Raw genomic sequence first — 6,535 nt, 5'->3', positions numbered from 1 at the left:
GACCAGCCCCTGGTGGGTGGGCCCTGATGTGGGTCTGTCTGGTGGGTGTGCGTCTGATGTTTGAGAACTCAACAGTGTGCTAAAAGTCGACGAGAAGTAATCAGTTTTACCCCCGTCGGCAGGCATGGCGCTTCTTTTTGGGGTGTTGTGTGTGTCGCGGTGGCAATTCCGACAATTTTGACTGTCAGCAGTCAGTTTGCCGGGTCATTTTGATGTTGGCCCCTTGTGGGGTTTTTCAACGGAGAGTTTGATCCTGGCTCAGGACGAACGCTGGCGGCGTGCTTAACACATGCAAGTCGAGCGGTAAGGCCCTTTCGGGGGTACACGAGCGGCGAACGGGTGAGTAACACGTGAGCAACCTGCCCTTCTCTTTGGAATAAGCGTTGGAAACGACGTCTAATGCCGAATATGACCCCCTGTCGCATGGTGGGGGGTGGAAAGCTCTGGCGGAGAAGGATGGGCTCGCGGCCTATCAGCTTGTTGGTGTGGGTAATGGCCCACCAAGGCGACGACGGGTAGCCGGCCTGAGAGGGTGACCGGCCACACTGGGACTGAGACACGGCCCAGACTCCTACGGGAGGCAGCAGTGGGGAATATTGGACAATGGGCGAAAGCCTGATCCAGCAACGCCGCGTGAGGGATGACGGCCTTCGGGTTGTAAACCTCTTTCAGCAGGGACGAAGCGAGAGTGACGGTACCTGCAGAAGAAGGACCGGCCAACTACGTGCCAGCAGCCGCGGTAATACGTAGGGTCCGAGCGTTGTCCGGAATTATTGGGCGTAAAGGGCTCGTAGGCGGTTTGTCGCGTCGGGAGTGAAAACTCAGGGCTCAACCCTGAGCGTGCTTCCGATACGGGCAGACTAGAGGTATGCAGGGGAGAACGGAATTCCTGGTGTAGCGGTGGAATGCGCAGATATCAGGAGGAACACCGGTGGCGAAGGCGGTTCTCTGGGCATTACCTGACGCTGAGGAGCGAAAGCATGGGGAGCGAACAGGATTAGATACCCTGGTAGTCCATGCCGTAAACGTTGGGCGCTAGGTGTGGGGACCTTCCACGGTTTCCGTGCCGCAGCTAACGCATTAAGCGCCCCGCCTGGGGAGTACGGCCGCAAGGCTAAAACTCAAAGGAATTGACGGGGGCCCGCACAAGCGGCGGAGCATGCTGATTAATTCGATGCAACGCGAAGAACCTTACCTGGGTTTGACATATGCCGGAAAGCTGCAGAGATGTGGCCCCCCTTGTGGTCGGTATACAGGTGGTGCATGGCTGTCGTCAGCTCGTGTCGTGAGATGTTGGGTTAAGTCCCGCAACGAGCGCAACCCTCGTCCTATGTTGCCAGCACGTGATGGTGGGGACTCATAGGAGACTGCCGGGGTCAACTCGGAGGAAGGTGGGGATGACGTCAAGTCTTCATGCCCCTTATGTCCAGGGCTTCAAGCATGCTACAATGGCCGGTACAAAGGGCTGCGAAACCGTAAGGTGGAGCGAATCCCAAAAAGCCGGTCTCAGTTCGGATTGGGGTCTGCAACTCGACCCCATGAAGTCGGAGTCGCTAGTAATCGCAGATCAGCAACGCTGCGGTGAATACGTTCCCGGGCCTTGTACACACCGCCCGTCACGTCATGAAAGTCGGCAACACCCGAAGCCGGTGGCCCAACCCTTGTGGAGGGAGCCGTCGAAGGTGGGGCTGGCGATTGGGACGAAGTCGTAACAAGGTAGCCGTACCGGAAGGTGCGGCTGGATCACCTCCTTTCTAAGGAGCTTTTGGCTCACCGGCATCGTCTGGTGGGTCCATATGTGCTGGTCGTGGGCGAATGTCCTGCGCAGTGCAGCTCACTAGTGGACGTCGATTAGTTGGCCGGTCGTTGACTGGTGCTTGTCAGTACACCTCTTCCTTCGGGCAGGGGCAGGAACCTCGAGTATCTGGTGGCGGTCGCGCTTAGCACACTGTTGGGTCCTGAAGGATCAGCCGTTGGTTGGGTCTTCTTGGACCGTTCTTCCCGGTGAACCGCCCGCTTGTTGGTGGGTAGGCGTCGGATCGGAGTGCGGGACCGGACGTATCTTGAGAACTTCACAGTGGACGCGAGCATCTTGTAGCAATGTATGTAACAAGCTACTAAGTGCACATGGTGGATGCCTTGGCATCGAGAGCCGATGAAGGACGTTGGAGTCTGCGAAAAGCCCCGGGGAGGTGACAACCGACCTGTGATCCGGGGATGTCCGAATGGGGAAACCCACCTGGAGGAAAGTCCAGGTACCTGCGCCTGAACACATAGGGCGTGTGGAGGGAACGCGGGGAAGTGAAACATCTCAGTACCCGCAGGAAGAGAAAACAACCGTGATTCCGGAAGTAGTGGCGAGCGAAACCGGAAGAGGCTAAACCCTAGTGATGTGATAGCCGGCAGGCGTTGTCACTGGGGGGTCGTGGGGCCGAACTGCTGAGACTGCCGTATCAGCGAAGAGTCATAAACCATGAGTGAAGACGAGACCGACTGGAAAGTCGTGGCATAGAGGGTGATACCCCCGTAGTCGTAAGCTCATGGCTCTTGTTCGTTACCCCGAGTAACACCGAACCCCTGAAATTCGGTGTGAATCTGGCGGGACCACCCGTTAAGCCTAAATACTCCTCGATGACCGATAGCGGACTAGTACCGTGAGGGAAAGGTGAAAAGTACCCCGGGAGGGGAGTGAAAGAGTACCTGAAACCATGTGCATACAATCCGTTGGAGCTCTTCCTTGTGAAGGGTGACAGCGTGCCTTTTGAAGAATGAGCCTGCGAGTTAGCGTGGTGTAGCGAGGTTAAGGCGAGGGCCGTAGCCGTAGCGAAAGCGAGTCCGAAGAGGGCGTTTGAGTTGCACCATCTAGACCCGAAGCGGAGTGATCTATCCATGGGCAGGTTGAAGCGCGGGTAAGACCGCGTGGAGGACCGAACCCACCTAGGTTAAAAACTGGGGGGATGACCTGTGGATAGGGGTGAAAGGCCAATCAAACTCCGTGATAGCTGGTTCTCCCCGAAATGCATTTAGGTGCAGCGTTGCGTGTTTCTTGTCGGAGGTAGAGCACTGGATGGGCTAGGGGGCCTACAAGCTTACTGAACTCAGCCAAACTCCGAATGCCGATAAGTGAGAGCGCAGCAGTGAGACTGCGGGGGATAAGCTCCGTAGTCGAGAGGGAAACAGCCCAGACCATCAGCTAAGGTCCCCAAGAGATTGCTAAGTGGAAAAGGATGTGAAGTCGCAGAGACAACCAGGAGGTTGGCTTAGAAGCAGCCACCCTTGAAAGAGTGCGTAATAGCTCACTGGTCAAGTGATTTCGCGCCGACAATGTAGCGGGGCTCAAGCAATCCACCGAAGCTATGGCATTCGCGCATGAACCAGGCCTTCGTGGTCCAGGTGCGTGGATGGGTAGGGGAGCGTCGTGTCGCGAGTGAAGCGGCGGGGTAACCCAGTCGTGGACGCGACACGAGTGAGAATGCAGGCATGAGTAGCGAATGAGGAGTGAGAAACTCCTCCACCGGATGACCAAGGGTTCCAGGGTCAAGCTAATCTTCCCTGGGTAAGTCGGGACCTAAGGCGAGGCCGACAGGCGTAGTCGATGGACAACGGGCTGATATTCCCGTACCGGCACTGAAGCGACCCTGCTGAATCCAGTGATGCTAAGTGCCCGAAACCGGTTTCCAGCTCCTTCGGGAGCATTGACCGGCAGAGCGCATGACCCGAACTGGTACTAGGCAAGCAATGGTGTGACGCAGGAAGGTAGCTCAACCGCGGCGATGGTAGACCGCGGCCAAGGTCGTAGGGCGAACGGTAGGCAAATCCGCCGTTCACATGCCTGAGAGCTGATGGGGAGACGTTTTAGTCGAAGTGAGTGATCCTATGCTGCCGAGAAAAGCATCTAGCGATGTTTCAGAGCCGCCCGTACCCCAAACCGACTCAGGTGGTCAGGTAGAGAATACTAAGGTGATCGAGTGAATCATGGTTAAGGAACTCGGCAAAATGCCCCCGTAACTTCGGGAGAAGGGGGGCCGGATTCGTCAGTGGACTTGCTCCACGAAGCGTTGAAGGCCGCAGAGACCAGGCCCAAGCGACTGTTTACTAAAAACACAGGTCCGTGCTAAGTCGAAAGACGCCGTATACGGACTGACTCCTGCCCGGTGCTGGAAGGTTAAGGGGACGTGTTAGCGCAAGCGAAGCACAGAACTTAAGCCCCAGTAAACGGCGGTGGTAACTATAACCATCCTAAGGTAGCGAAATTCCTTGTCGGGTAAGTTCCGACCTGCACGAATGGAGTAACGACTTGGGCGCTGTCTCAACCATGAACTCGGCGAAATTGCACTACGAGTAAAGATGCTCGTTACGCGCGGCAGGACGGAAAGACCCCGGGACCTTTACTATAGTTTGGTATTGGTGTTTGGTTCGACTTGTGTAGGATAGGTGGGAGACTGTGAAGCTCGGACGCCAGTTCGAGTGGAGTCATCGTTGAAATACCACTCTGGTCGTACTAGATATCTAACCTAGGTCCGTTATCCGGATCAGGGACAGTGCCTGATGGGTAGTTTAACTGGGGCGGTTGCCTCCTAAAATGTAACGGAGGCGCCCAAAGGTTCCCTCAGCCTGGTTGGCAATCAGGTTTCGAGTGTAAGTGCACAAGGGAGCTTGACTGTGAGAGTGACAGCTCGAGCAGGGACGAAAGTCGGGACTAGTGATCCGGCGCTGGCATGTGGAAGCGGCGTCGCTCAACGGATAAAAGGTACCCCGGGGATAACAGGCTGATCTTCCCCAAGAGTCCATATCGACGGGATGGTTTGGCACCTCGATGTCGGCTCGTCGCATCCTGGGGCCGTAGCAGGTCCCAAGGGTTGGGCTGTTCGCCCATTAAAGCGGCACGCGAGCTGGGTTTAGAACGTCGTGAGACAGTTCGGTCCCTATCCGCCGCGCGCGTAGGAAACTTGAGAAAGGCTGTCCCTAGTACGAGAGGACCGGGATGGACGAACCTCTGGTGTGCCAGTTGTTCTGCCAAGAGCACGGCTGGTTGGCTACGTTCGGAAGTGATAACCGCTGAAAGCATCTAAGCGGGAAGCACGTTTCAAGATGAGGTTTCCCACTGGTTTACCAGGTAAGGCCCCCAGCAGACCACTGGGTTGATAGGCCGGAAGTGGAAGTGCAGCAATGCATGGAGCTGACCGGTACTAATAGGCCGAGGGCTTGTTTCACTACAACAAGAGCATGCGCGTCCACTGTGAGGTTCCCGAGATATGAGTCGGGAACGATTGATATCTCCATAGAGTTTCGGCGGCCATGGCGAAGGGGAAATACCCGGTTACATTCCGAACCCGGAAGTCAAGCCCTTCAGCGCCGATGGTACTGCGCGGGAGACTGCGTGGGAGAGTAGGACGCCGCCGGACAATCATTACGCACAAGGCCGCCCCCACCCGGGGGCGGCCTTGCTGCATTTCACCAGGAGTACAAGGAATGAACCAGTCCTCTGGACGCGGCCCCGACCGCCGAAACCACACCGGCAGACCCGCCAAGCCCGGCGACACGCGTGGAGGCAAGCCCGCCGACCGGCGCGACGGCAAGCCCGCAGAGTCCCGCGGCGGCAAGCCCGCAGAGTCCCGTGGCGGCAAGCCCGCAGAGTCCCGTGGCGGCAAGCCCGCCGACCGGCGCGGCGGCAAGCCCGCAGAGGCCCGTGGCGGCAAGCCCAGCGACCGGCGCGGCGGCAAGCCCGGCGAGTCCCGTGGCGGCAAGCCCGGCGACCGTCGTGGAGGCAAGCCCGGCGACCGTCGTGGCGGCAAGCCCGGCGACCGTCGTGGCGGCCCGACCCGCAGCCGCGACCGCGAGGAACGCACCACCGACCAGCAGACCTACGACGGACCCCCCATCCCCGACGACATCGCCGCCACCGACCTGGACCGCTACGCCCGCGACCAGCTCTCCAACCTCCCCGCCAAGCTCGCCGACCGCGTCGCCCGCCACCTCATCATGGCCGGCCTCCTCCTCGACGAAGACCCCGAAACCGCCTACGCCCACGCCCTCGCAGCCCGCGCCCGCGCACCCCGCAACGCCCTCATCCGCGAAGCCTGCGGCGAAACCGCCTACGCAGCCGGCCACTACGCCCAAGCCCTCGCCGAACTCCGCGCCGCCCGCCGCATCAACGGCCAACACCTCTACGCCCCCATGATGGCCGACTGCGAACGCGCCCTCGGCCGACCCACCCAAGCCCTCACCTACGACACCCCCACCACCCGCAACCACCTCGACCAAACCGGCAACATCGAACTCACCATCGTCATCGCCGGCGCCCGCCGAGACCTCGGCCAACACCAAGCCGCCCTCCAACTCCTCCAAACCGAACCCCTCCACACCACCACCCGCGCCCCCTGGGCCACCCGCCTCAAATACACCTACGCCGACACCCTCCACACCACCGGCAACACCCACGAAGCCCTCCAATGGTTCCACCGCGTCATCGCCACCGACCCCCACCACACCACCGACGCACCCCAACGCATCACCCAACTCGAACAAGAACTGG

General features: G+C 59.2%; 1 protein-coding gene and 3 rRNA genes. All 4 read left to right on the top strand.

The annotated features are described in order from the left end of the window. The first annotated feature begins 235 nt into the window (after positions 1-235). Positions 236-1,754 (top strand): 16S ribosomal RNA (locus NH339_RS16885). A 353-nt stretch (positions 1,755-2,107) separates the two neighbouring features. Further along, positions 2,108-5,213: ribosomal RNA gene (locus NH339_RS16880) — 23S ribosomal RNA — on the top strand. Positions 5,214-5,288: 75 nt separating this feature from the next. Then, positions 5,289-5,405: ribosomal RNA gene (gene rrf / locus NH339_RS16875) — 5S ribosomal RNA — on the top strand. The 16S, 23S and 5S rRNA genes sit together here, the layout of an rRNA operon. Before the next feature lie 67 nt (positions 5,406-5,472). Then, positions 5,473-6,535: tetratricopeptide repeat protein (locus tag NH339_RS16870; protein WP_253027173.1), on the top strand; the 1,063-nt coding region annotated here is incomplete at its 3' end.

The organism is Aeromicrobium sp. CnD17-E, from assembly GCF_024124745.1.
Classification (GTDB): Bacteria; Actinomycetota; Actinomycetes; order Propionibacteriales; family Nocardioidaceae; genus Aeromicrobium.
This window is presented reverse-complemented; position numbering and strand designations above follow the sequence as displayed.